We start from the raw sequence: 26,152 nt of genomic DNA, 5'->3' as shown, positions 1-26,152 counted from the left end.
TATTATGCAGGAAATTTTATTTTATAAACCATCTATGGATAATGAAGAGCTAGATATGATAAAAAAAGCTTTAAGCGATCAAAATACTAACATTATTGATGATTTTGAAGCATCTTTAAGAAAAACATTTGATGTAAAATATGCCATCACAACTATAAATAATGCAGCAACACACCATCTTGCATTGAGCGCTATGGAAGTTAAACGCGGAGATAAGTTTATATGCTCGGTTAATGCTTTTCCAAGCGTAGCGCAAGCTATTAGATATTTTGATGCTGAGCCTATATTTGTTGACATAAATGAAGATGATTTTACTATAAATCCACAAGCTTTAGAAGAGTCTTTGAAAAAGAATAATCATAAAAAACTTAAAGGTATTTTTGTAAATCATGTAGCAGGTCAAGCTGCTATGATGGATGAGATAGAAGAGATTGCAAAAAAATATGATGTTCATATTTTAGAAGATGCAAATAGAGCTGTTGGGCTTACTTATAAAGGTGAAAAAATAGGTGCCAAAAAATCACTTTTTACTTGTTTTCAGATTCATTCTCAAACCATAAATCCAACTGCAGCAGCGGGTTTTATGGTAACAAATAATGATGAAATTGCAAAAAAAGCACAACTTTTAAGAAATTATGCGATGGTTAGTGGGCTTGATAAAAGTGGAAACATGGGCTACATATACGATGTTGTTGATATAGGTTTAAAGTATGACCTTACTACATTAAATGGTACTTTTGCATTTGCTCAGTTTAAAAAACATGAAGCTTTTGCCAAAAAAAGACAAGAGATAGCGGCTATTTATGATGAAGAATTGAAAGATTGCCCACATATAAGTTTACCAGTAAAAAAACGAGACCATATTTATAATCAATACATAATAAAAGTTGATAAAAATCGCGATGGGTTCGCTAAAGAATTGTTAGAAAATGGAATTCACACATCGCTTCACTATGTGCCTATTCATTTGTTGACATACTATAAAAGTAAATATGGGCTTAAAGTTAATGCTTTTCCTAATGCTCTTAAAAATTATCAGCAAATACTATCTTTGCCTATATATGGTGCATTAACAGAAGAAGAGATATATTATATTTGCGATAAAATCAAAGAGATAGCAAAAAATCGTGTTTAATAAGTTAAATATTTGGGTGCAAAGATATTTTTATCACCCAAATATTTTTGATAAAATTTTATCATTTTTTTTAATTCCGATAACTATTTTATATACTTTTGCAGTCTATTTTAAAAAAAAATTTTCAAAAGAGATAGATTTTCAAATACCTATAATAAGCATAGGAAACATAACCCTTGGTGGTAGCGGCAAAACCCCCCTTTGTATGGCTATAGCGAATGAATTTAAAGATGGTTTTATAATTCTAAGGGGCTATAAAAGACAGAGTAGCGGGCTTGTTTGCGTTTGTATAAACGGAGATATTTTAACTGATGTCTTAACTAGCGGCGATGAGGCTATGGAGTATGCAACAAATGTCAAAAACGCCAATGTAATCGTTAGCGAAAATAGAAACATTGCTATACAAAAAGCAAAAGAGCTCGGTGCAAAATATATACTTTTAGATGATGGTTTTGGTAAATTTCATATAAAAAAATTTAATATTCTCATAAAACCAAAGCAAAAACCATTTTTTGATGTTTGTATACCTAGTGGGGCTTATAGATATCCTTTTTATTTTTATAAATTTGCTGATTTTATAGCCAAAGAAGATATCTCTTATTTTAAAAGCACAAAGATAATAGATCCTACTCAAAGAATGGTTTTGATTTCAGCTATAGCAAATCCAAATAGACTTGATGAATTTAAAAAAATGTGTGTGGGATATTACTATTTTCCAGACCATTATAGCTTCAAAAAAGATGAGTTGTTAAAAATCATAAAAGAGCATAATGCAACATCTATTTTGGTTACAAATAAAGATTTTGTAAAGATTAAAGATTTTGGTCTTAATGTGTCATTGATAAAACTACAAGTAAGACTTAGTGGTGAGTTTAAAGAGCTTATAAACTCAAAAATTTTATAATTAAAATAAATATAACTATACAAAAGGTAGCATATGAAATTAGTCCAAACAAGAGCAAAAAAAGATGAAAATCTAAAAAAAGTAGAGCTTACTCAGGCATTATTATCACCTAGTAGTAAATATGGTGGTCTTTATGCACCAAAAAAATTTCCTTGTATTTCACAAGAACTTTGGAGTGAATTGGCTGATTTGAAATATGAAAAATTTGCATTAGAAATTTTAAAATTATTTAAGTTTGATATTAAAAAAGATATTTTAAAAAAAGCTTTAAAAAGATATAGAAGCTTTGATGATCCAAAAAACCCAGTTGAACTAAAAAAAATAGATAAAAATATATATGTAAATGAGCTATATCACGGACCTACTCGTGCTTTTAAAGATATGGCTCTTGCTCCATTTGGTGAAGTTTTAAGCTCCCTGGCTAAACAAAAAGATGAAAAATATCTGATTATGTGTGCTACGAGCGGCGATACAGGGCCTGCAACACTAAACACATTTGCAAATACTGAAAATATAAAGGTCGTTTGCATATATCCAGCCGATGGAACAAGTGAAGTTCAAAGACTTCAGATGGTTTGTATGAAAGGTGAAAATTTAAAAGTGATAGGTATAAAAGGTGATTTTGATGATGCCCAAAATACACTAAAAACTCTTTTAGCTGATGATGGGTTTAAAGCCGAACTTAAAAGAGAAAGTCTAAATCTAAGTGCTGCAAATTCTGTAAATTTTGGTCGCATAATGTTTCAAATTATTTATCATGCTTATACTTACGCAAAGCTTTTAAAAGATAAGGTTATAGATGAAAATCAAAGTATTGACATCATTGTTCCAAGTGGAAATTTTGGAAATGCTTTGGGTGCTTATTATGCAAAAAAAATGGGTGCTAAAATAGGAAAAATAAAAATAGCATCAAATAAAAATAAAATTTTGACAGAATTTTTTAATACCGGAAAATATGATTTAAGAGATAAAAAATTAGCAAAAACTATAAGTCCTGCGATGGATATTTTGATTAGTTCAAATATAGAAAGACTATTGTTTGATAAATTTGGAGCCGTTAGGACAAGAGAGCTTATGAAAGATTTGAGTAAAAACAAATTTTATAAACTCAAAAAGAGCGAACTTGCAAAATTACAAGAGGATTTTGTGGCTGATTTTTGCACTGACAAAGAGTGTGAGAAATTTATAAAAAAATGGGTTAAAAAAGGCTATGCTATAGACCCGCATACTGCTACTTGCTTTAAAATGATAGATGATAAAAGCATAAACATAGTAACATCAACAGCACATTGGGTAAAATTTGCACCTAGTATGCTAAAAGCTTGTGATATGCAAAGCAAAGATGAGAAACAAGGACTTAAAAAACTTGCCAAAAAACTAGATCAAGAAATTCCAAAAAGCATAAAAAAGTTATTCAATGCTAAGAATTTACACCCTGATATAGTTGAAAAAGACAGCGTAAAAGATGAAATTTTATCTTGGATAAAACAATGATTATCATTCCAGCAAGATTAAAATCAACAAGGTTTCCTGAAAAAATAATAACCCCTATAAACGGGGTTCCTATGTTTGTTGCCACGGCAAAGGCTGTTAGTGAATGTGATGATGTGGTTGTTGCTGTTGATGATGAAAAAGTTCTTCAAATAGCAAAACAATACAACATAAAAGCTGTTTTAACTGACTTAAATCATCAAAGCGGAACAGATAGAATAAGACAAGCTACTGAGATTTTAGGCCTTAAGGATGATGAGATAATTATTAATGTTCAAGCCGATGAGCCATTTATAGAAACAGAGGTTATACAAAATTTTAAGACTTTTTGCACAAAAAATCAAAATAATGCTTTTATGTTTTCTTGTTATAAAAAAATAGATAAAGAAAATGTAGATGATTCAAATTTAGTAAAAGTTGTGACAGATAAAGATGGATATGCTCTTTATTTTTCTCGCTCTTGTATTCCTTTTAATAGATCCGATCTGATGGCTACCTATAAAGCCCATCTTGGAATTTATGGATATAGCGTTAAAAGTTTGAATGAATTTTGCAACCTTTCTTATTCCACGCTTGAAAACCTAGAAAAATTAGAGCAATTAAGAGTTCTTGAAAATGGCAAAAAAATACTAATGCTAGAAGTTAGCAGTAAAAGTATAGGAATAGACAGTAAAGAGGATTTGCAAAAAGCATTAAATGAGTTTAGATAACTAAACTCTCACTTTAAATTTATTTAGATTTGAATTTAGTGTAGCGTGAACACTTTTTATACCTCAGCTATATTGACAAGTTCTTTTTAAATTTTATTGTTGTCGCTTGTTATGATTAAAATTTCTAATGAATTTGTTAGATTTTACAAAGTTTAATCTAATTCTACGCTTTATTTGTATTTAATAAATACATGAAACTTAATAAATATTTTTTGGTAAAATCTTAGCTTGTTTATATATGTTGTAATATTCTTTAAAATACAAAATTGATAATGCGACAATAATACATAGCAAAAACCATGATAAGCATAAGTTTTGTACGTAATTTTAAATTTATGCATATTCTTTTTGTTTAAATGGTAAATATTAAAATAACTTTAAAAATAAGAAATTTTTTATTTTTATCTATATTATAGTTTTTTAAAAATATACATAATTTCTGGAGACAACCCATCTATCTTTAAATTTTCTGTTTTTGATAAAGCTAATGCTATTTGATTTAATTTACTATCATAAGATGGATTGTTGGGACTTGAGTTTGCAGCATTTAAAACTCTAGATATAAAATAATAAATACTATTAAAATCACAAATTTCTTTGATCTTAAATTTGTCTTTTATATCATCTAAAAATTCATTTTTTAGATATTCATTGAAATGATGTACTTGAATTGGTTCAAGATTCAAAGCTGCTCTTAATTTATTTATTTTTTCTAGCGGCTCTATAAAAGCTTCCACCATAATATATGTACCATCTTGCTTTAAACATTTATATATATTATTTATAGCTTTATATTTTAAATCACCTTTTAAATTTATCAACAATCTTTTACTTATGATAATATCAAATTTTATTTGAAGTTTATCAGACAAATTATCTGTTGCAGATAAATTTAAGAATTTTATATTTTGCAAAGATTGTATTTGACTGTTTGCATTTTCTATCATTTCTTTTACAGCGTCTATTCCATAAAATGTAGAATTTGGTCTTTGTTTAGCCAGATTTATGATGTTTAAACCATTTCCACAACCAAAATCACAAACAATTTTATTGTCTGGAATGTATTTTTCTAAAAATAATTTCTCAAGTTCTTCCGAATTTGAATCAAAATTTACAGCTTTTATGTTATTTTTATATTTAAGTGCTTGATTTTTCCAAAATTCTAAATTGTCTTGCTGCATTTTTTGTTCCTAATTTATAATTTTGTATATTCTAATATATTTTTATAAAAATTCAATTTAAGAATTTAAAGTTTATTCTTTAAATCATCTTTATAGTCTATACTTTCGGCTTTTATTGTGTCATCGTTTAGCATTTTAGAATTTCATTTCTTAACTAAAGTTCTTTTATTTGTTTATCTAACTTCATCTTTATTACAACTCATCTTGCTAAATTATACTTATCAGTAAAAAATATGCTATTAATGTGCTTTTTTGGCCATTTAGCATATTTATTTGTTTTATCTATGATTTGTTTTTGCTTGTTGTTTTGTATTATAAAAATATTTATATAATCGGTTCATACGGTAAGCAAGTCTTTTTCTACTACCATATCTATGATATTTCAGCCAGCTTCTATACTTTTATAGGATTTATTACAAACAAATTAAACTTAAAAAATAATAAATACAATAAGCAATAAAACACTATTCTTAAAGCGATTTTTTTACTTTTGTATACAATTAGGTCTAATTGTATTCTATAATTTTTAAATCGCAACGAAAAAATATTAAAATAATTATTTTTTTTTGTTATTTTCTTGATTTATCTTAATGAATTTATATATTTTTTTTGTTATATTTATGTTAAATAAAAAAGTAAAGATATAGAAAAATGACAAAAGATAAATTTAAAAGTGAAATACAAACTGTAACAAAATTTATTCAGCTTTATTGTGATGATAAACATAAAGATGATAAAAAAACACAAAGGAGTATTTCTGTAGATTTTAATGGTGAAAATAATATGCTAAATATGGATGTTTGTTTATGTGATGAATGTATGCAAATTACGAATTATGCCTATGAAAGACTAAAAAGGTGTCCACATATAGAAAAACCAAGATGCCACAAATGTCCACACCCATGCTATGAATTACCTATTTGGAAACAAATGGCTAAAATAATGAGATATAGCGGTATGAAATTGGGGCTAAATAAGATAAAAAGACTTATATTTAGAGACTAATATTAGCTATGTGTTACTGCTGTTTTGGTAAGTTCACATAGCTTTACACCTTTTAGACCACCAATTCTATCACAAAATTTTTTTATTTTTTTTCCCCTACCTTTTAGTACTAGTGTTTCAAGGCAATTTTCATGGTTAAGGTGTATATGTGTTGTGCAAATTATTTCTATATCAGCATCGTGTTGAAGTTCTAACATTCTTAAAACAAGATCGCTATGATGATGTTCGTATATTAGTGTTAAAACACCAATTAACGTATTTTTTTTCATTGTTCCAGCTATCTTGAACCATTTTTTCTCTAATCATATCTCTTATAAACTCACTTCTTGACACATACCCTTTTTCTTCTATTCTATTATCTAATTCGTTTAATAGAGGTTTTGGCAAAGATACACTAAATCTTATAATTTCATCCATTGTTATCCTTTATATTAAGAGATATTGAATTTGTCCTAAGCATATATTTGAATCATTGGAACAAAATTTTGAATTTTCATAGTATTTTATATTATGATGTTTGAATTTATTATGAATTGCATTTAAAAGTATGCTATTTTGAAAAACACCACCAGAAAAAATAACCTCCAAATCTTCTTTTATTGCTATTTTACACATTAAGTTTGCTACTCCGTTTATAAATCCAGTTGAAGCTTTTATCTTGTCATCTTTTAAAGCACCCAGGAAAGCATCTTTAAAATTTATAATACCATCATCTAATTTAAATTCATAGCTAAAATCTAAATTTTCATCATAAAATTTTTCAAGCTCCATTCCAGTTTGTGCTTCATAACTTATATTATTTATACCAAGCACTATACAAGCAAAAGCATCAAATATCCTACCAAGAGAGCTTGTTTTTATTGATGATTGATTATTTTTTGATATTAGTTTTAAATTTTTTATAGTTTTGCTATCAAATTGATCTAGAAATTCTCTAGCTTCAACTTCTATATCGTATTTAAATATCACGCTAAGTGCTAATTTATGTATATTTTTTATGCTACTTTCTCCACCTAGCAATAAAAATTCATCAAAATGATAGAGTCTATTGTAATTTTTGCCATTTATTTCAAAAACTTCGCCACCCCAAATCTTACCATCATCCCCAAAACCAGTTCCATCAAAACAAAATCCAAGATATTTTTTATCCAAAGATAGATTATTTTCAAGAATAACACTAAGCAAATGTGCATAATGGTGTTGAATTTGCGTTATTTTGTATTGTTTTGACTTAGCATATTTTAAGTTCAAAAATTGAGGGTGTAAGTCAGCTATAACTTCATCAAATTTAAGCTCATATGTACTTTGAAATAAGTTTAAGACATCTAAAAATCTATCAAAGGTTGCTACATTTTTCAGATCACCTATATATGGGCTTATGATTATAGTTCCGTTGTTGTATATAGCAAATTGATTTTTAAGCTCAGCTCCAAGTGCTAAAAAAACTCCTTTTTTGTTTGAGTTTGTGCTTATAAAATTTGGATTAAGTCCTCTTGATGTTCTTATAAAAAATGTTTTTTTATTGTTTACAAATCCTATACTATCATCACTTGGAAAAAATATCTCTCTATCGTGATCTAAATAAAAATCAATAACATCTGATAAGGAATTTAATAGCTGATCTTCTTTGTATATAACTGGTTGTGATGACATATTTGCACTAGTTGCTATTATATCGCATTTTAGATACTTAAAAAGAGCTAGATGAATTCCGCTAAATGGAAGCATTAATCCTATTTTGTTTAAATTTGGAGCTACACTTTTTGCTATTTTTGTTTCATTTTTTGTTTTTAGAAGAACTATTGGCTTTAAATTTGATGTTAAAAGCTCTTCTTCATCTTTTGATATATGAGCATTTTGTTTTGCCGAGCCTATATTTTTTGACATTATCGCAAATGGTTTATGAGGCCTATGTTTTTTCTCTCTTAATTTATTAACTACATTTTCATCAAATGCATTGCAAACTAAATGAAATCCACCAAGACCTTTTATGGCAAGTATTTTTCCATTATTTATTAGATCACATGCTGTTTTTATAGCTTTTTCATCTATAGATAATATATTTTTATCTTTATCTTTTAGCATTAACCTAGGCCCACAATCGGGGCAAGAAATTGGCTGTGCGTGATATCTTCTGTCTAAAGGGTTTGTATATTCACTTTCACAAGTTTTACACATTTTAAATACGCTCATTGTTGTGTTTTTTCTGTCATATGGTAATGATTGTATTATACTAAATCTAGGGCCACAGTTTGTGCAATTTATAAACGGATAGTTAAATCTGTGATTTGTTGGATCAAAAAATTCTCTTTCACAATCTTTACAAAGTGCAAAATCAGGAAGTATTGGTGATATTTTTTTTGCTTGTTTAGATTCTATGATTTCAAATTTATCAAATTTTTCATCTATTTTGTATTTTTTTATATCATCAATTCTAGCAAGCGGAGGTAGTTTTTTGACCAGATCTTTTTCAAAAAAATTTATATTATTTTCATCTCCGTAAATACTGATTTTTACACCACTATCATCGTTGTATACATTGCCAAAAAGGTTGTGTTTGATTGCCAATGAATACACAAAAGGTCTAAATCCAACACCTTGAACTAGGCCGGAAATTTCAAATTTATATGATTGAATCAAGATTTAAATCTTCTTTATATTGCAATCTTTTATATACGCCAAGAAATCATCTCTTAGTTTTTTTTCTTTTTTTGCTATCACATCTTCTTTTGTTATTGTTTTTGATTGAGTCGATTTTTGCTCTTTTACCATATCTTTTTTTATCTCTTTTAAGCTGTCAAAAAAATTATTCATCTTTATCCTTTTTAATTATTTTTAAATTTATTTTTACTCTAAAGATTAACAAGTTATCACTAAAAAAAGTATAAATTTATTCAAACTATGTTTAATTTAAGGATATTTTGATAAAATCACAAATCTAAAATAAGTATTTTACTTTAAACTTCTTGCGCTCGTAGCTCAGCTGGATAGAGCATTTGATTGCGGTTCAAAAGGCCAGAGGTTCGAATCCTCTCGGGCGCACCATTTATACATTTTTAACATCTTTTTTGTTTCTTTTTTTGAAAATAGCGATTTTATCGATGTTCTTAACTTTTTTTGATTTTCTTATATTTTCTTTGTTTTTAAGCATTTTTAACAGGCTAACTAAGCAGACTTGATATAAAAAAGTCTGCCAAAAATAAGGTTTAAATAAATATTTACATACTTAATTTTTGTTAAAATGTTTTTTATTTTAAATTTTTTATATTTTTAGTATAATATTTTTAAAAATATTTATAAGAGATTTATATGAATTTTACTGCTATAAAAAAAGATATAGAAAAGCTAGAACAATATATTACCACTTTTGAAAATATCAATAATGATAATATTGAAAACAAATCAAAATTAAGTGTAATTGAGTTTAATAATATGATGGAAAATCTAAAAAACAAAAACTCAAAAAGTCAAAATGAAAGTTCTTTTTTTAAAAGAGTTTTTAATGATGAAAATTACTATGAAAGTATAAGCTCTTATTTGCAACAAATCCAAATGCTCTTAAGACACAAGATGAAGAAAAATGGTGTTGATCCAAATATAAATAAAAATTTAAAGCAGAGCTTGGAATTTATAGAAGAAACGATGGATTTGCTTGTTGTTGAATATGGCAATTCTTCCAAAAAAGGCTATAAAAATACAGCAAAGCATAAAAATAAAATAAAAGAAACATTGGTTGCTTTAGTTGACCTAAAAGATAAATTAAATAAAATAGTCTATAATGACTCAAAGATAGTTTCAAATGTTGTTTTAAACGAATTTGAGTCTATTTTTTCTTTATTTTCTAATTGTATTAAGGTTGCAAAAAATAGATCAGATGAACTTTTATTGGTCGAGGTTGCCAGTTTGTCCGATAAGATTATGAATATGATTGAACCTGTGTTTGTTAATAAAAGCTTGAATCCAGATGAATTAATATATTATTATCTGTTTTATGAGCTAAAGGAGCTTAAAACTAGCGCCGTATCTGTTGATAAAGAAAGTTTATAATTTAAGGTTTTTCTTATCTTGCTTTTATGTAAGTTATAATATATTCAAGACCTGAATATAGTGTTAAAATTACTGACAACCAAAGCAATGCATCTGAAAATGACCATTGCATTACAAGCCATCCTATGGCTATCATTTGAAAAACTGTTTTTATTTTTCCAGCTATAGAGGCCGAAACATTTAAACCCTCACTTGCAACAACAACTCTAAAACCAGTTATAAAAAACTCCCTTACTAGTATTATATATACAGCCCAAGGATTTGCTCTTTGTATCATCATAAGACCTAAGAAAGCTGCCAATATAAGCATTTTATCAGCCAATGGATCAAGTATGGCACCAAGTTTTGTTTTTTGGTCCCATGCTCTTGCTATATATCCATCAAAAAAGTCTGTTACACTAGCTATAACAAAAATAAGCCCAGCAAAATAATTTATCCAACTTATATGCACATATGAAAAATTAGACTGTGCATTTATAAGTATATAAAACATCAACGGTGCTAATAGTATTCTAAAAAAAGCTAGTGAATTTGGCAGATTTAGACTCATTTAAATGTTGTTCCTCCATCGATAACAAATGTATGTCCTGTCACCCAGCTTGCCTTGCTTGAACATAAAAATAGACATGCTCCTGCTAAATCATCAGGCTGGCCCATTCTATTTAAAGGACTAAGTTTTGATGTTACTTCTTTTACCTCTTCGTAGTTTGTAAATGCTTTTAAAGCATCTGTGTCTATAGGACCTCCACTTACGATATTTACTCTTATATTAAGCTCTCCAAGTTCTGTTGCTGCATACCTTGCCATGGCTTCAACAGCTGCTTTTGCTGTTCCATGTCCAGCATAGTTTTGTATATAGACCAAATTCCCAGTTGATGAAAGAGATATTATGCTTCCACCTCCAACTTTTTGCATTCTTTTTGCCGCTTCTTGAGCTCCAACAACAAATGCATTTACTGTTGCTGTAAAGATATTGTTTATTCCTCTTGGTCTTAATTTTAAAAATTTAGTATAACCGCCAGCTACAGAACGACCAGCTATAATTGCGTTTGATATAAAAAAATCAACTCTATCAAAATCTTCATCTATTTTCAAAAACAAATCTTTATACATTTCTGGCTCTAGTATATTTAAAGCATAAGCTCTAGCTTTTATATTGTATTCTTTTTCTAAATCCAATGCTTGTTGTTTTGCAAGCTCTTCGTTTGAGTTATAGGTAAAAGCAATATTTGCACCCATTTTTGCAAATTCTAAGACAATAGATCTTCCTATCCCTCTGGTTCCACCGCTAATTACTAAAGTTTTATTTTGAAAATCATCTTTTAAATACATTAAAATCCTTTTATATTATAGTTTTTCATAATTTTTTCTATATTTTTTAAGTTTTCGTTACTTGGTTTTGTTAATGGCAATCTATATTCAAGTACAGGTGTTAATCCAGCTAAATACATAGCTGCTTTTACTGGTATTGGATTGCTTTCACAAAACATAATTTTATTAATATCATATAACATATCATTTATTTTTTTAGCTTGTATGAATTTTTCTTCTAAAGCTAAATGTGTTAAATCAGATATATTATCTGGTAATAAATTTGATGTTACAGATATGACACCCTTACCACCATTTGCTAAAATAGGGTAATTTATGGCATCTTCTCCGCTTATTACTACCAAATCAGGCTCGTGTGCTAACAGATCAACACATCTATCTATTTTTCCTGTTGCCTCTTTTATGCCATATATATTTTTACAATCTTTAAAAAGCTTAAGAGCTGTTTGAGGCATTATATCAGAGCCTGTTCTTCCTGGAACATTATACAATAAAACTGGTATATCTATACTACTTGCTATAGCTTTATAGTGTTCGTATAATCCATTTTGCATAGGCTTGTTATAATAAGGTGCTACAGAAAGTATACCATCAGCTCCATTTTTTTGTGCAAACTGAGCTATATCTATGGCTTCATGCGTGGCGTTACTCCCAGCTCCAGCCAATACTTTTGTATTTGTATTTTTACAGACATTAACTGCTATTTCTATACAAACTCTATGCTCATCATGCGTTAGAGTTGCACTTTCTCCAGTTGTTCCAACCGGCACCACGGCATCTATCCCGTTTTTTATCTGTCTAAGGATTAGTTTTTCATAAGTTTCTTCATCTATTTTATTATTTTTAAATGGTGTTATCAATGCTGTCATTGCACCTATGATTTGTTGTTTCATGCCTCTTCCTTTTTTAGTATAACCGTGGTTGAGTTTTTTGCTATGAAGTATTTTTTTGCAGCCTCTTTTAGCATTTCTTTATCTATAGTTTCTATACTTTCTTGCAGTTTATATAAAGGTTTTATATCTCCTTTTGCAAGATAACTGCCATATAAATTAGCGACTTTGGAAGCACTATCAAATGAGTATACAAAATCTGTTTTTATAATATTTTTAACTCTTAAAATATCATCTTCATCTATCTCTTTTTCTTTTATGTTTGATATTATTTGTAAAATTTCTTTTTCTACATCTTCTGCTTTAATGTTTGGATTGCAAACTGCAAGGAATACAAAAAGATTTTCATCTATACTACTCATAGGATATGCATATATTTGGTTTACAAGCTGTTTTTGTTCTACTAAAATATCTTGTAAAATAGAGCTTTTCCCGTTTCCTAGATATTCGCTCATAGCATTTAAGGCTATTTGATCTTCGTGATTAAATGGTGGTATTTTATATGCAATTGCAATCATTTGAGTAGGACTATCTTTATATATTATAGCTCTTTTTTCACCATCTTGTTTTGGCTCTATACAATGTGATTTTGGTATTTGTTTTGTATTTTTTATATTTTCAAAACTATCTTTTGCCAGCGCAAACGCATCATCTTTTGAGATATCACCACTTATTATTAGTATTGCATTTTTTGGTTGATAATATGTTGAGTGAAATTCTTTTATATCTTTGATATTCCAATTTCTTATATCATTCATAAAGCCTATTGGTGTCCAGTGATACGGATGATACATAAAAGCATTGTTGTAAAGCCTAAAATATAAATATCCTAATGGATTGTTATCGGTTCTCCATCTTCTTTCTTCTGTAACAACATCTCTTTCAGGTTGAAATTCACTATCTTTTAGATTTAAATTTTTCATAAGTTCAGCAAATAAATCTAAGCTTTTTTTGAGATTTTCATTTGAGCATTTTATAAAATAATGTGTATAATCAAATCCAGTAGAAGCATTATTTATACCACCAAATCCTTTTACTATTTCATCAAATTCTCCAGCTTTTAGGTTTTTTGTTGATTTGAAATTTAGATGTTCTAGCATGTGAGCTATCCCACTTTTGCCCATAATCTCATTTCTAGACCCAACTTTGTAAAATATATCTACACTTATAACTTTTGAGCCTTTATTAACAGGTATATGATAAACTTCTAGCTTATTTTTTAGTATAGTTTTATTAAATTTTATCAAAAATAATCCTTCTTTATCTTTTAATATCTATACCGATAGCATCTTTTATATTAGATAATCCATCTTGTTTTAATAATTTTAAAATACCACTATTTATATCATAACAAATTTTGGGACCTTTGTATATAAAGCTTGTAAAAATTTGAATCAAACTGGCCCCCATTTTAATTCTATCATAGGCTTCTTGTGCATTGTCTATACCGCCACAGGCTATCAATACTGTTTTGCCATATATTTCATCTGATATTAATTTAAACATATCTCTTGAAAGTTGCTTTATATTTTGTCCACTAAGACCACCAAAATCCCTTAAGTTCTTTGAGTTTGATAGTGAATAGTTAATACTAGTATTTGCTATGATTATACCGTTTGCGCCATTTTCTATTGCACTTATACAAATTTCAATCGCCTTTTTTATCTCCAAATCAGGTGAAATTTTTAAAATAATTGGCTTTTTTGTAATATTTTTTAATGTCAAAAAAAGTTCTTTTATAAAATCTTTTTCTTGTAAATCTCTTAAATTTGGCGTATTTGGTGATGATATGTTTACTACAAATGCATCGCAAAAATTATCAAAATCCTTTGCTAATTTTTCATAATCAGAAATTGCATTTTCATTTGGTGTAAGTTTATTTTTTCCAATATTTGCCCAAATTGGAATTTGAAATGGATATTTGTTTTTAACAATATTTTTTATATATTCGCTTCCTTTATTATTAAAACCCATTGCATTTTGTATACTTTCTTCATCTATTAATCTAAAAAGGCGAGGTTTGGCATTTCCATCCTGTGGTTTTGGTGTAAAAGTTCCGTATTCTAAGTATCCAAAACCTAAAGATTTTAGACCAGATAGCATCGTAGCATTTTTATCAAATCCGCCACCTATGCCGACTGGATTTTTATATGTTGTTGAAAGTATATTTTGTTCTAAAGCTTGATTTTCAAATGTAAAATAATTTGAACTAATATCAAAAAATTTAGGACATAATACATCTGCGTAATGCAATGTGTTTTCTACTATTTTATGAGCGGTTTCTGGATCAAATTTAAAAAAAATTTGTTTTAAATAATCATATTTTAAAATCAAAAAACATCCTTAAAAGTATATCAAATATTGTATCAAAAAACTTCTTAAACTAAGGCTTTGCCTTTGAGTTTTGCATAAACATCACAATTTTTGCTTAGATTTTCATCGGTATCAAAACCTGCAACAACTCCATTACTTATCACAACTATTTTATCAGCATTTTGTATAGTGCTTAGTCTATGAGCTATAACAAATATTATTTTTGTATGCTTTAATCTATTTATAGCATTTGTGATCTCTTTTTCGCTTTCATTATCAAGAGCTGATGTAGCTTCATCAAATATTAAAATTTCTGGATTTTTGTATAATGCTCTTGCTATTGCTATTCTTTGTCTTTGTCCTCCGGAAAGATTTGTGCCAAACTCATCAAGAATAGTATTTATACCATTGTCTAATTCGCTTACAAATTCATAAGCATTTGCCATTTTTAATGCATTTATGATAGCTTCTTCGTTATATTCTTTTCCGTAAGATACATTATTTGCTATTGTGTCATTAAATATATATATTCTTTGTGTTACAAGTCCTATTTTTTCACGAATTGAATTTATACTAAAATTTTTTAAATTTATGCCGTTTATTTTTATATTGCCACTATTTGTATCATAAAATCTCATAAGAAGGTTTATAATTGATGTTTTTCCACCGCCGCTAGAGCCTACAAAGGCTATCATTTCAGATGTTTTTGCCTCAAAATTAATACCTTTTAATACCTCTTTTTTGTCATATTTTAGTCTAACATTATCAAAAATTATACTATTAATTTTGTCTGGAATTTGTAAATTGCCATCTAACATTGAACTTTTTTTATCTATTAGCTCAAATGTTCTTTCACTTGCCGCTATTGCATCTTGTAGTTTGCTATAAATTCCGACAACTCTTTTTATTGGGGTATAAAGCATAAAAAGAGCAGATAAAAATGAAAAGAACGATCCTATACTAATAGTGCCATTTATTACCTCTTTACCACCTATAATTATAACCATAGCAACACCTATAGAACCTATCATCTCCATCAAAGGACTTACTAATTGTTCTATTCTTGTTGCTTTTAAGTTTATTTTTAGAAAATTAAAATTTTCGTCCGCAAATCTTTTATGCTCATAACTTTGTGCATTATTTGCTTTTATTATCTCAATATTTGTAAAAATTTCATTTAAAGCCGAGCTTATATCTGATATTTTTTCTTGAGATTTTCTTGAGATTTTTTTCATTTTTTTTGCAAGAGTTATTATGGGATATGCAGCAACTGGAAGTACTATGAGAGCAAAAAATGCCAATCTTGGACTTTGATATATAACAACACAAAGTAATGATATGGCGGTTATAATTTCTCTTATGAACTCAGGTATCATTGTAGATACTATGGTTCTAATTCTTTCAATATCATTCATTGTTCTGCTCATTAATTCGCCAGTTCTATATTTGTTAAAAAAACTCATATCAAGGCTTAATAGTTTTTCTAACAACTCATCTCTAAAACGCCTAATTGTATCTTGCCCTATATAGGCTGTATAATATGCTTGCATAAATGTTCCGGCATTTTTTAGAAAATAAACAAGTATTATTGCGTAAGGCAATATATATAGTAATTCTTTATTTTTTTCAACAAAAATCTTATCTAAAACAGGTTGCACTAGCCATGCCGTAGCTGCTGAACCACCACTTGCTAAAATCATACCAATAAATGCTAGTATAAAATATGGTATATAATCCTTAAAATAGCTTTTGAATCTTTTTAATACTTGAAATAAGGTAAGTTGCTTCATATTTTTTCCCAAAATGTTCCATTTGCGGTATCCATTATGCTTATTTGCATTTTTGTAAGCTCTTCTCTTATTTTATCTGCTGTTTGAAAGTCTTTTACCTTTTTTGCTTCATCTCTTTTGCTTATAAGTTCATCTATTTTTTGCTTACTTTGTTCATCTATACCAAACTGAAAATACTCAAAATTATCTATAATACCTATTCCTATAACTTTATTTATAAATAATATATTTGCGACTATTTGAGATTTTATGCTTTTGTTTTTTGGTTCTTTATCCAAGACTTCATTTGCATTAGCTATAAACTCATCAACAACAGCTAACGCTTTTGATGTATTTAAATCATCACTTAAAGCTTTTAAAATTTCATCTTTAAAGCCTATATCTACTTCACCTTCTTTTACACCATAAACTCTTTTTTTAAGTCTATATAATTTATCAAGGCGTTTTTTTGATGCATTTAAATCTTGCAATGAATAATTAAAATTCGCACGATAATGTGTGCTTAAAAGATAAAACCTAATAACCTCTCCATGGTATAATTTTAACGCATCTTTTACAAAAAAACTATTACCTAAACTTTTAGCCATTTTTTCATTATTTATTTGTATAAAACCATTATGCATCCAGTATTTTGATAGTGTTTTTTCTTCACCACATCTGCATTGTGCTGCTTCATTTTCATGATGTGGAAATAACAAATCACTACCTCCAGCATGAATATCAACCTCAAACTCACTATCATTTGACAGATATTTTTTTATCATAGCCGCACACTCTGAGTGCCATCCTGGTCTTCCTTTGCCAAAAGGTGCATCATAAAAGTTTTCATCAAATTTCCATAAAACAAAGTCTCTTTGGTTATTTTTGTAATTATTTGCTTCTATCCTGGCTACGCTATTTTCTTCATTTTCTCTGCCACTTATGCTTAGATAGTGTTTGTCTTTTGTTGTGTCAAAATATATCCCATCATCTAGTTTATAAGCAAAACCTTTGTTTATTAGATTTGATATATAATTAATCATATCTTTTACACACTCTGTTGCTTTTGGTTTGATATCGGGATCCAATACATTTAAAGCTTTCATATCATCTTCATAGCTTTTTATGTAAAAATTTGTTATCTCTTCTAGTGATTGATTTGTTTCGCTCATTTTTTTTAAAATTTTATCATCAATATCAGTGTAGTTTCTTACAAATTTTAGTTTATATCCAAGTTCTACTAGAACTCTTCTTAGTAAATCAAAACTTATAGCTGATTTTGCATGACCTAAATGTGAATGATCGTAAACTGTAGGACCGCATACATAAATTCGAACAATCTCACCTTCTGGCTTAAATTCTAATTTTGTTTTTTTAGAACTATCGTAAATTTGCATAAAAAAATTCCTTTAAATATTCAAGGCTAAAAAACTCAACCACTAAAAATATCATTGTAAAAAATATAAATTTAGGCTCAATTATACCTAAAAATTTTCTATATCCAAATTCTTTTAAATAAAACCCAAATTGTAAAAAACCAACTATAGAACTAGCTAGTGCTAAACCAACAGCACCTAAAAATTGCATTAATATGAGTGCCAAAATAAGATTTATTATAAGTCCTATTGTTGCTATTTTAGAAGCGATTTTTTGTTTCATCTTTGCGTATAGCCAAAGCGAAAAAAGTTTAATTAGCCCAAATGGCAAAAGCCCTATAAGATAAGCACTTAAAACCCTTGCGCATTGTATCGTGTCTTCTTGTGTAAAATTTCCTCTTTCAAAAAGTAGCCAAATTATAGGTTCTGATAATACTATACCTCCAATACAAGAAGCTAAAAGTGTAAAAAATAGTATGTTAAAACTTTTTTTTGTTTGAAGTAGCGCATTTTTTGTGTCATTATTTTTTAAGAGCCTTGCTATTTTTGGAAATAATGCTTGTGATAAAGCTATAGCAAAGATAGCAAGTGGAAGTTGAAAAATTCTATTTGCATAAAACATATAACTAATACTTCCTGTTGCTAAAAAACTAGCCAACCAAGTATCCATAAAAGAGCTAATTTGAAGTGCTGATGAGCCAAAAACACCATGGTAAAAATTGATAAAGAAATTTTTAGTATCAGCTCTTTTGCCTTTTATAAAGCCGTAAATTCCTCCAAAAAACATCTTGTTTAGATTTTTTTTATAAAGTGCTATTATGTGTGTTATTAGTTGCAAAATACCGCCTATAACAACACCAAAGCTAAGATATAAAGCCACCTCTTTTTCCGGTTTATGATTTGCAAGCAATAAAGCGCAAATCATGCTTAAATTTAGCAGTGCTGTAGAAAATGCGGTTGTTGCAAAATGACCTTTGTATTGTAAAAGTGAGGCCATGAAACTAGCCATATAAATAAGCATAAGATAAAAAAAGTTTATTTTTACTAAATGTATAGCATTTATCATATCCTCATCTTTTAATCCAGTAGCTATTATTGTTATAAATTCTTTTGTAAATATGTTTACAAGCAGAGTTAAAAGTGAGATAAAAAATAGAAATTTAAAAAAGATTTCAGCGCTAAAAGTAGCTTTTTTGCTAGATTTTACAAAATTTGGCAAAAAAGATTGTGAAAAAGCACCCTCTGCAAAAACTCTTCTAAATAAATTTGGCATCTTAAAAGCTATAAAAAATAGATCGCTAAAAATCCCAGCGCCCAAGATTAGTGCAGTAAGTATATCACGCACAAGACCTAGTATCCTAGAAAGCATTATGCCTGAAGCATTTGAAATAAAACCCTTAATCAAGTTATTTTCCCATATAATCAAAATTAAAATATATGATACTACCGAAAAAAACTTAAAAATATTTTTTACTAATATGTGGTTTTATTTATAACCAATTTTTAATAAAAATTTAGAGATAATAATAGATATTTAAATATATTTTACAATTAGGAACTAGATTGAGTGAAGTAAAATATCTGTCGCCTATTAGTACAGATTCAAAAACACCATATGAAGATATAAAAGAGATTAGTAAAAATACTGGAGTCGAAGCTAAATTTATAGATTTTAATTTATTGGATTTTACTACATTGTATACAAATAAAGAAAATCAAGAACCTGTTAGTTTATCTAGAAATGAACTTGGTATTTTTAACGATCTTGATTTTTATCTTGATCCTACTCTTGCTATAGAGCAGGTTTACAAGGTTGAGTTTTACGACATTAGAGTTCTTGTTAAGCCAAAAATTCCAAATATCAGCATAGGAGCAAATCAATCTTTAACAAAGATAGTGGGAACTGTTCATGCAACTAAAGATGCTATTTATGAAAATGGTTATGAAGAGTTAATGTATAATTTTATAGCCAAAAAACTAATTAGAGCTAATATTCTTATAGGTATCAGGGATGACAGCCTAAAAAATGAATTAAAAAAAATATCTTCTATTTTGCGTATCAAAGAGATTATAGATGATGATTATACTTTTATTGTGGCAAAAGGTTTTGAACCTAGAAAATCAATAGAGTCTAAATTGATTTTGCACTATAAAAATAAGCTTAAAAATGTTGATAAAAATGACAAGATAGATCATGCCAGTAGAGGTTTTGTCTCAGGTGTTGTATTAGATGAAATGATAATTGAATATATTAAACCTCAAAATGGAAAGAGTGGCAGGAATGTTAGAGGTGATTTTATAGAGGTTCAATTACCTAAAGACAATAATCTAAAAGAGATAGACATTACCGAAAACATAAAAAAAATAGAAGATGATACAAGTATAAAATATATAGCTAAAAAACCAGGATTTGTGAGTGATAATCAGGGTGTTTATGATATAAAAGAGCAACTTGAAATAAATGAAATAACTTTTAAAGACACAGGTTCTGTTAAGACAGAGTTGGATTCTAATGTTAGTATTTTAATAAAAGAAGATGATATATTTAAAGATGCTATTGGAACTGGCGTTGTTGTTGAGGCAAAAGATGTTAGCGTGAAAGGAAATATTGGCTCTAATGCATCTGTGATTGCAGATAACGTTAAGATAGGTGGTCAAACTCACGCAAAAGCAAAAGTAAAAGCTAAAAAGGCGGATATATATGTTCATATTGGATTTGTTGAAGCCGATGAGGTTTATATTGATAGGCTTGAAGGTGGAACTGTTGTAGCAAAAAAAGCTATTATAAGAAGTGTAATAGGTGGAAATATAACAGCCGATGAGGTAATAATTGAAACATTAGTGTCAAATTGTACAATAACTGGCCTTAGTTTAATAGATATTAAATATTTAAGAGGAAACAATAATAAACTTATTATAGATGCAACCAAGATAAAAGATAGGAGTTACGATATAGAGGGTCAAGTTGAAAAAATTAATGACTTAAAAAAAGATATTAAAAAAATACCAAAAATATTAGAAGCAAAAAAAATAATTATAGATACAAATAAATCTTCTATACATACAATAAAATCCAAAGTTGAAGAATTGCAAAAATCTAAGGTTGTTCCACCTGTTACTTTTATAAAAAAACTTAAAGAGTACCAGCAATTAGTTGGTGAGTATAATATGCTTTTAAAAGAATATAATACAAAAAAAGATAATTTAAAAGAGTTAAAAAATGAGCTTGATTTTATGCAAAATGAGATTTTTGCTTCTAAAATTGTAAATAGAAGCAATTGGCTTGAATTAAATGAGATTAAGTTTATAATAGTTAATCCTTCGACAGAAGTTGTTTATCATACAAGGCAAAATGAGATTTCAAGAGTTGTTATGGTAACAAAAATAGGAGAAGGTGATGATGTTAAATTTGAAATCAAAAAATCAAATGATCTTGAATTACTTCCAAAATTAAAGGAAAAACAGTGATAAAAGCTATTGAAGGTGTTATAACAAAAAAAGATCCGGCATTTGTTATATTAAAAACAGTTAGCGGTGTTAGTTATGGTATTTTTATATCTCTTTTTTGTTCTGCAAAACTTCAAAGTGGTTCAAAAGTAGAGCTTAATATAACTCAAATAATAAGAGAAGATGCAAATTTATTTTATGGTTTTTTAGATTTAAGTGAGCAAAAAATGTTTAAAATGCTTATAAAATTAAGTGGAATAGGTGCAAGTACAGCTATGGCAATATGCTCATCTTTAAATCCAAATTCTTTTACAAATGCTATATTAAATGGGGATTTAGATACTTTAAAAAAAGTTCCAGGAATTGGGTTAAAAACAGCAAGAAGAATAATCGCTGAATTAAGTGATGCTAAACTTATAAATGAAGAAAACATCTCTGCACATAAAAATGAAGCAATTATGGCTCTTGAGGCACTTGGGTTTAAAAAAGATAAAATTTATAAAGTTCTTGCTGGTATTGATGCCGAGTCTATGGAAACTGGTGAAATTATAAAACAAGCTTTAAAAAAATTAGGATAGGAAAAAATATAATGAAATTAGGTATTGTATTTGGTGCTAAAAGTTTTGAACACGAGATAAGCGTAGTAAGTGCTATTGTTTTAAAAAATGTTTTAAATGAAGAGTGTGTTTTTGTGTTTTGTGATAGTTTAAGGGAATTTTATCTCATAGAATCAAAAAACATGAAAGCTAATTTTTTTAGCAAAGGTCTTTACAAAAAGTCAAAAAAACTAACTTTAAAACAAGGTGGTTTTTATACTACTTCTATGTTTGGTGAGAGTAAAATCAATGCTGATATTTTTATAAATTTAATACACGGTATGGATGGAGAAGATGGCAAGATAGCTTCATTGTTTGATTTTTTTGGTGTGGATTATATAGGCCCTAGACTTGAAGCTAGTGTGTTAAGTTTTAACAAAGAATTAACTAAACTTTTTGCTAAAAAAGTTGGTGTAAAGACACTTGATTATGAGGTCATAAGACGCGAAGATAATCCAAAAACTTCGTATCCATTTATACTAAAACCACTAAGACTCGGTAGCTCCATAGGCGTTAGTGTAGTAAAAACTCAAGATGAGTTTGATTATGCTAAAGATATAGCTTTTGAGTTTGATAGCGATGTTTTAGTTGAGCCGTTTGTGGAAAATGTAAAAGAGTATAATTTAGCCGGTTGTATTATAGATGATGAGTTTAAATTTTCTATAATAGAAGAGCCAAAAAAGAGTGATTTTTTAGATTTTGAACAAAAATATCTATCTTTTTCAAACGAACAAAAAGTAAAAAGTGCAGATATATCAAAAGAACTTGAAGATGGGTTAAAAAATGCATTTATGAAAATTTATAAAAACACATTTGAAGGTGCCTTGATTAGATGTGATTTTTTTGTAATAGATAATGAAATTTATCTTAATGAAATAAATCCAAATCCAGGAAGCCTTGCTCATTATTTGTTTGATGATTTTAAAAATATTATTATTTCTCTTTCAAATTCGCTACCCGATAAGCAAAATATAAATATTGATTATAAATTTTTAAGCTCCATAATTAGCTCAAAAGGGAATAAAATATAATTTATAAAATATTTAATTTCCTTGTAATATTAAATATGTTAGATTATATGTAAAATTATATGTAAAAAGAGTTTTTATGTTAGCATTTAAGAAAGATGAAATTTATACTGCAACTGAAGTCGTTAGAAATTTTAGTTCAGTTTTAAATAAAATAAGCAGTGGAGATACGAAAAGAGCAGTTGTGGTAAAAAACAATAAATTTGAAGCAGTTATTTTAAATATGGATGAGTATGAGCGTCTTGAAAAGGCAGTAGAAATACTTGAAAGTATATATAATTCTAGTAAAAAAGATAAATAATGGCTAGTAAAACTATAAAATATTCATCAAAAAAATATTTGATTTCTTATGAAATGCTAAATCCGGAAAACGAAAAAATTATACTTTTTTTGCATGGCTGGGGTGCTAGTAAAGAAATTATGAAAAAGGCTTTTAAAGATACTTTTTGTGATTATAAACATATATATGTTGATATGCCAGGTTTTGGAAATAGTAATATTTTTAGTCCTTTAAAAACATCTGATTATTCAAACATTATAAGAGAGTTTATAAACTCATTACCACAAAAACCAGATATTATCCTTGGACATAGTTTTGGTGGCAAGGTTGCTACTTTATTGAATCCAAAAAATTTAGTTTTGCTTAGTTCGGCGGGAATTATTAGCAAAAAACCTTTTCTTGTAAGAGTTAAAATTAGAATTTTTAAAATTTTAAAATTTTTCGGATTTGGTAGATTTTATAGAGTGTTTGCTACAAAAGATATAAGTGGAATGAGTGTTGTGATGTATGAAACTTTAAAAAATGTAGTTGATGAAGATTTTTCAAGAAAGTTTAAAAAATTCTCAAATAAAGCTGTTATATTTTGGGGCGAAAACGACAAAGCCACACCATTAAAGAATGGAGAATTTATACATTCGATGATAAAAGATAGTAGTTTTTATCCTTTAAGTGGGGATCATTTTTTCTTTTTGTTGCATTCTAAATTTATACAAGATAGGGTTATATCTGATATAAACAGTTCTTCAAATATCGAAGATGAAAGTTGTATAGAGGTTGTTAATAAACAATGATTGAGATTAAAGATATTTTTTTTGGTATTTCAAATATATTTTTTGCTTTATTGGTTTCTTATTATTTAATGACATGTTTTCAATGGTTTTCATATAAGATAAAAAGAGTAATATTTCATTTCACAAGACCTCTTTGGCATGTATTTTTCTTTATAGTTCCTATTATGCTTTATTATACTACTGGTAATTTATTTTTTATATATTTTTATTTTGCTTTTGTTCCTAGTTTATTTTTGTGGAATAAAAAACTAGATAAGAAATTAGTATTTACAAATAGAGTCAAACGCTTTTTTGTTATTCTTTGCTTGGCTTTGATTATTCAAAATTTATTTTATATACTAAATAATGGAAATTTTTCAAAAGATATTATTTTTCCTATCTTTATAAGTTTTGTTTTTAGCCACTTTTTTGAAAAAATGAATGCTATTTATTATAAGAAAAAAGCGTTAGATAAAATACAAAGCAATAAAAATTTAAAAATAATTTTAATAACAGCAAGTTATGGTAAAACAAGTATTAAAAACTTTCTTTTTGAAATTTTAAAAGATGATTTCAATTGTCACAAAACACCAAGAAGTGTAAATACATTAGTGGGGCTTATTAAGGATATAAACGAAAATATCACTAATCAAACTCAGATATATATAGCTGAAGCTGGTGCTAGACTAAAGGGCGATATATATGAAATTTCTACGTATTTAAATCCTGATGTTGTTGTTGTCGGAGAGATAGGAAAGCAACACATAGAGTATTTTAAAAGCATTGAAAACATAAGAAACACAAAACTTGAAGCTTTGCAAAGCAATAATCTAAAAAAAGCTTTTTTACATAGCTCTACCTTGAAAAATGATGAAAAAAATATTGAAATTTACAATAAAAATATAAAAGATATTAAATCAGATTTAGATGGAATAAGCTTTGTTTTGGATGATAATTCTTTCTCTTCTTCATTGATAGGTAAGTTTAATATAGAAAATTTATGTGCTTGTATAAAGGTTACTAAATTTTTTGGTCTAGATAGTGATAAAATACAAAATAAAATTAAAAATTTAAAAAATGTTGAACATAGACTTGAAAAAATTAATGCTAATGGCAAGGTTATCATCGATGATAGCTTTAATGGAAATTTTACAGGCATGAGTTCTAGTTATGAGCTTGTAAGCACTTATAGTGGAAGAAAAATTCTTATAACTCCCGGAATAATGGAAAGTAGTAAGGATGAAAATGAAAAACTTTCGCGTATTATAAATGATATTTTTGATGTTGTCATTATTTCTAGTCCTTTGAATGCGCAAGCCTTGCTAAAATTTCTTAGTAAGCCACAAATAGTTATTTTAAAAGATAAAAACAAAATGCAAGAAACACTGATAGAGCATACAAAAATAGGTGATTTAATCTTGTTTTCTAATGATGCCCCGAGTTTTATGTAATGAAAAAGTTTATTTTAGTTTTAATGGTTATTTATAGTTCTTTTGGTTTTGATATAGATGATTTTGATAAAGGTGTTTTATATCTAAATAATGGAAATTTTAAAGATGCTTATGATATCTTTTACGAAGGCTGTGAATTAAATGATGATATGTCTTGTAACGAACTTGGCTTTATGTATATAAACAAACAAGTTACAAAAGATATAGACAATACAGTTAATGATAAAGATATTGTTAAAATAGGTATATCTTATATTTTTAAAAGTTGTGAGCTTGGAAACATAAATGCTTGTTCTGACATTGTTGATTTGAAAAATAGACTTAATGTGGATGATGAAATCTACAATAAATCAAATAAAAAATATGAAGAGCTAGAGCAACAATATCTAATCCAAGATGATTTAAATGCGACTAAATATTAAATTTA

24 protein-coding genes, 1 tRNA gene and 1 pseudogene are annotated in these 26,152 nt (G+C 27.7%); 14 read left to right on the top strand and 12 right to left on the bottom strand.

All coding sequences use genetic code 11. The annotated features are described in order from the left end of the window. Positions 1 to 4 precede the first annotated feature (4 nt). From CPIN18021_RS03250 to kdsB, 4 genes are read left to right on the top strand one after another with little or no spacing between them, the layout of a single operon-like run. Complete coding sequence (locus tag CPIN18021_RS03250; RefSeq protein WP_078424387.1) at positions 5 to 1,135, top strand: DegT/DnrJ/EryC1/StrS family aminotransferase; 1,131 nt, start codon at positions 5 to 7, stop codon at positions 1,133 to 1,135. Then, the gene (locus tag CPIN18021_RS03245; RefSeq protein ID WP_089503408.1) at positions 1,125 to 2,039 is read left to right on the top strand and encodes a tetraacyldisaccharide 4'-kinase; all 915 of its coding nucleotides are present in this window, start codon (positions 1,125 to 1,127) and stop codon (positions 2,037 to 2,039) included. The genes CPIN18021_RS03250 and CPIN18021_RS03245 overlap by 11 nt, the downstream gene beginning before the upstream one ends. 33 nt (positions 2,040 to 2,072) lie before the next feature. Continuing rightward, positions 2,073 to 3,533 carry a threonine synthase gene (gene thrC, locus CPIN18021_RS03240; protein WP_078423123.1) on the top strand — a complete coding sequence of 487 codons (1,461 nt, stop codon included), beginning with the start codon at positions 2,073 to 2,075 and terminating at the stop codon, positions 3,531 to 3,533. Then, entirely contained in the window at positions 3,530 to 4,240 is a 711-nt protein-coding gene (gene kdsB / locus CPIN18021_RS03235; protein ID WP_078423122.1) for a 3-deoxy-manno-octulosonate cytidylyltransferase, read from the top strand. The genes thrC and kdsB overlap by 4 nt, the downstream gene beginning before the upstream one ends. A gap of 410 nt (positions 4,241 to 4,650) precedes the next feature. On the opposite strand, the gene CPIN18021_RS03230 is transcribed toward kdsB, so the two are convergent. After that, positions 4,651 to 5,421, bottom strand: a complete 771-nt coding sequence (locus CPIN18021_RS03230) for a class I SAM-dependent methyltransferase (protein WP_078423121.1) — start codon at positions 5,419 to 5,421, stop codon at positions 4,651 to 4,653. A gap of 651 nt (positions 5,422 to 6,072) precedes the next feature. On the opposite strand from CPIN18021_RS03230, the gene CPIN18021_RS03225 reads away from it, so the two are divergent. Then, a complete protein-coding gene (locus CPIN18021_RS03225; RefSeq protein ID WP_078423119.1) occupies positions 6,073 to 6,426 on the top strand; it encodes a nitrous oxide-stimulated promoter family protein in 354 nt (117 codons plus the stop codon). Between the two features lie 2 nt (positions 6,427 to 6,428). Here the strand turns inward: CPIN18021_RS03225 and nikR are convergent. The 3 genes and pseudogenes from nikR to CPIN18021_RS08985 all read right to left on the bottom strand — a co-directional run bounded on the left by nikR (position 6,429) and on the right by CPIN18021_RS08985 (position 9,240). Beyond that, a pseudogene (gene nikR, locus CPIN18021_RS03220) lies at positions 6,429 to 6,843 on the bottom strand (nickel-responsive transcriptional regulator NikR). 9 nt (positions 6,844 to 6,852) lie between these two features. Continuing rightward, a complete protein-coding gene (gene hypF / locus CPIN18021_RS03215; RefSeq protein WP_078424385.1) occupies positions 6,853 to 9,066 on the bottom strand; it encodes a carbamoyltransferase HypF in 2,214 nt (737 codons plus the stop codon). A 3-nt stretch (positions 9,067 to 9,069) separates the two neighbouring features. After that, on the bottom strand, positions 9,070 to 9,240 hold the full coding sequence (locus CPIN18021_RS08985) for a hypothetical protein (RefSeq protein ID WP_193431652.1): 171 nt from the start codon (positions 9,238 to 9,240) through the stop codon (positions 9,070 to 9,072). Positions 9,241 to 9,394: 154 nt separating this feature from the next. Here CPIN18021_RS08985 and CPIN18021_RS03210 point away from each other — a divergent pair. Then, positions 9,395 to 9,471 (top strand) — tRNA-Arg (locus CPIN18021_RS03210). A 264-nt stretch (positions 9,472 to 9,735) separates the two neighbouring features. Next, the gene (locus CPIN18021_RS03205; protein WP_078423117.1) at positions 9,736 to 10,473 is read left to right on the top strand and encodes a hypothetical protein; all 738 of its coding nucleotides are present in this window, start codon (positions 9,736 to 9,738) and stop codon (positions 10,471 to 10,473) included. Positions 10,474 to 10,486: 13 nt separating this feature from the next. Here CPIN18021_RS03205 and pgsA read toward each other — a convergent pair whose 3' ends face one another. The 8 genes from pgsA to murJ are packed head-to-tail and all read right to left on the bottom strand — an operon-like array spanning position 10,487 to position 19,558. Next, positions 10,487 to 11,023 (bottom strand): CDP-diacylglycerol--glycerol-3-phosphate 3-phosphatidyltransferase, encoded by a 537-nt coding sequence (pgsA, locus tag CPIN18021_RS03200; RefSeq protein ID WP_078423116.1) that lies wholly within the window; start codon positions 11,021 to 11,023, stop codon positions 10,487 to 10,489. Further along, the gene (locus CPIN18021_RS03195) at positions 11,020 to 11,805 is read right to left on the bottom strand and encodes an enoyl-ACP reductase (protein ID WP_078405940.1); all 786 of its coding nucleotides are present in this window, start codon (positions 11,803 to 11,805) and stop codon (positions 11,020 to 11,022) included. Before CPIN18021_RS03195 ends, pgsA begins: the two co-directional genes overlap by 4 nt. Continuing rightward, complete coding sequence (gene dapA / locus CPIN18021_RS03190; protein WP_078423115.1) at positions 11,805 to 12,698, bottom strand: 4-hydroxy-tetrahydrodipicolinate synthase; 894 nt, start codon at positions 12,696 to 12,698, stop codon at positions 11,805 to 11,807. Before dapA ends, CPIN18021_RS03195 begins: the two co-directional genes overlap by 1 nt. After that, on the bottom strand, positions 12,695 to 13,942 hold the full coding sequence (locus CPIN18021_RS03185) for a M16 family metallopeptidase (protein WP_078424384.1): 1,248 nt from the start codon (positions 13,940 to 13,942) through the stop codon (positions 12,695 to 12,697). The genes dapA and CPIN18021_RS03185 overlap by 4 nt, the downstream gene beginning before the upstream one ends. 13 nt (positions 13,943 to 13,955) lie before the next feature. Continuing rightward, on the bottom strand, positions 13,956 to 15,029 hold the full coding sequence (locus CPIN18021_RS03180) for a quinone-dependent dihydroorotate dehydrogenase (protein ID WP_078424383.1): 1,074 nt from the start codon (positions 15,027 to 15,029) through the stop codon (positions 13,956 to 13,958). Between the two features lie 44 nt (positions 15,030 to 15,073). Beyond that, positions 15,074 to 16,798, bottom strand: a complete 1,725-nt coding sequence (locus CPIN18021_RS03175; RefSeq protein ID WP_078424033.1) for an ABC transporter ATP-binding protein — start codon at positions 16,796 to 16,798, stop codon at positions 15,074 to 15,076. Continuing rightward, positions 16,795 to 18,174, bottom strand: coding sequence for a cysteine--tRNA ligase (gene cysS, locus CPIN18021_RS03170; RefSeq protein WP_078423112.1), 1,380 nt, complete (start codon positions 18,172 to 18,174; stop codon positions 16,795 to 16,797). Before cysS ends, CPIN18021_RS03175 begins: the two co-directional genes overlap by 4 nt. Then, complete coding sequence (gene murJ / locus CPIN18021_RS03165) at positions 18,158 to 19,558, bottom strand: murein biosynthesis integral membrane protein MurJ (protein WP_078424382.1); 1,401 nt, start codon at positions 19,556 to 19,558, stop codon at positions 18,158 to 18,160. Before murJ ends, cysS begins: the two co-directional genes overlap by 17 nt. 158 nt (positions 19,559 to 19,716) lie before the next feature. Between murJ and CPIN18021_RS03160 the strand changes: the two genes are divergently transcribed. The 7 genes from CPIN18021_RS03160 to CPIN18021_RS03130 all read left to right on the top strand — a co-directional run bounded on the left by CPIN18021_RS03160 (position 19,717) and on the right by CPIN18021_RS03130 (position 26,147). Continuing rightward, a complete protein-coding gene (locus tag CPIN18021_RS03160; protein WP_078424381.1) occupies positions 19,717 to 21,621 on the top strand; it encodes a flagellar assembly protein A in 1,905 nt (634 codons plus the stop codon). Continuing rightward, complete coding sequence (gene ruvA, locus CPIN18021_RS03155) at positions 21,618 to 22,178, top strand: Holliday junction branch migration protein RuvA (RefSeq protein ID WP_078424380.1); 561 nt, start codon at positions 21,618 to 21,620, stop codon at positions 22,176 to 22,178. Before CPIN18021_RS03160 ends, ruvA begins: the two co-directional genes overlap by 4 nt. 11 nt (positions 22,179 to 22,189) lie before the next feature. Next, positions 22,190 to 23,227 (top strand): D-alanine--D-alanine ligase, encoded by a 1,038-nt coding sequence (locus CPIN18021_RS03150; protein ID WP_078423108.1) that lies wholly within the window; start codon positions 22,190 to 22,192, stop codon positions 23,225 to 23,227. A gap of 76 nt (positions 23,228 to 23,303) precedes the next feature. Beyond that, complete coding sequence (locus tag CPIN18021_RS03145; protein WP_069632856.1) at positions 23,304 to 23,525, top strand: type II toxin-antitoxin system Phd/YefM family antitoxin; 222 nt, start codon at positions 23,304 to 23,306, stop codon at positions 23,523 to 23,525. Then, on the top strand, positions 23,525 to 24,295 hold the full coding sequence (locus CPIN18021_RS03140) for an EstV family lipase (RefSeq protein ID WP_078423107.1): 771 nt from the start codon (positions 23,525 to 23,527) through the stop codon (positions 24,293 to 24,295). Before CPIN18021_RS03145 ends, CPIN18021_RS03140 begins: the two co-directional genes overlap by 1 nt. Beyond that, positions 24,292 to 25,725: a Mur ligase family protein gene (locus CPIN18021_RS03135; RefSeq protein WP_078423106.1), complete on the top strand. Its 1,434-nt coding sequence runs from the start codon at positions 24,292 to 24,294 to the stop codon at positions 25,723 to 25,725. The genes CPIN18021_RS03140 and CPIN18021_RS03135 overlap by 4 nt, the downstream gene beginning before the upstream one ends. Next, complete coding sequence (locus tag CPIN18021_RS03130; RefSeq protein ID WP_078423105.1) at positions 25,725 to 26,147, top strand: SEL1-like repeat protein; 423 nt, start codon at positions 25,725 to 25,727, stop codon at positions 26,145 to 26,147. The genes CPIN18021_RS03135 and CPIN18021_RS03130 overlap by 1 nt, the downstream gene beginning before the upstream one ends. The last annotated feature ends 5 nt before the right edge of the window (positions 26,148 to 26,152 follow it).

Origin of the sequence: Campylobacter pinnipediorum subsp. caledonicus, from assembly GCF_002022005.1 — a bacterium.
Lineage (GTDB): Bacteria > Campylobacterota > Campylobacteria > Campylobacterales > Campylobacteraceae > Campylobacter_A > Campylobacter_A caledonicus.
Note: the sequence above shows the minus strand (reverse complement) of the source record. Positions and strands in the feature narration are given on the sequence as shown.